General features: G+C 80.1%; 1 protein-coding gene. It reads left to right on the top strand.

What is annotated here, in order from left to right; translation table 11 throughout:
• On the top strand, positions 1 to 517 hold a 517-nt coding region (locus NJ376_RS27770), incomplete at both ends, for a DUF2339 domain-containing protein (protein WP_252956602.1).

Below are 517 nucleotides of genomic sequence, written 5' to 3'. Positions count from 1 at the left end.
GCGCCGGCCGCACCCAGCGGCCCGCTCCCCTCCCCCTGGGCGCTGCCGCCGGCCGCCGAGCCCGCCGAAGCCGTGGCGGCGAGCACGGCCGCCCCCGAGGCGCCGCCCCCGCCTGCCCCTTCCCCACCGCGTCCGGGGCTGGAGGAGGCGCTGACCTTGCGCTGGGGTGTCTGGCTGGGCGCCGGGGCGCTGCTGCTGGCCGGCATCTTCCTGGTGCGGACGGCGGTGGAGGAGGGCTGGCTCGGCCCCCTGCCGCGCTGCGTGCTGGCGGCGCTGCTGGGCTTGGCCATGGTCGCCGGGGCGCTCTGGCTGCGGCGGCTGCCGGAGGCGGTGCGGCCGAACCTCCCCTGGCCGGACCAGGCGCCGGCGGCGCTGGCGGCGGGCGGCGTGGCGCTGCTGTTCGGCGCCGCCTATGCCACGGGACCGCTCTATGGCCTCGTCCCGCCGCTGATCGGCTTCGCCCTGCTGGCGGCAGCGGCACTGGCGGGCATCGCCCTCGCCCTGCTCTTCGGGCCAC

Origin of the sequence: Siccirubricoccus soli (genome assembly GCF_024178315.1) — a bacterium.
Lineage (GTDB): Bacteria > Pseudomonadota > Alphaproteobacteria > Acetobacterales > Acetobacteraceae > Siccirubricoccus > Siccirubricoccus soli.
This window is presented reverse-complemented; position numbering and strand designations above follow the sequence as displayed.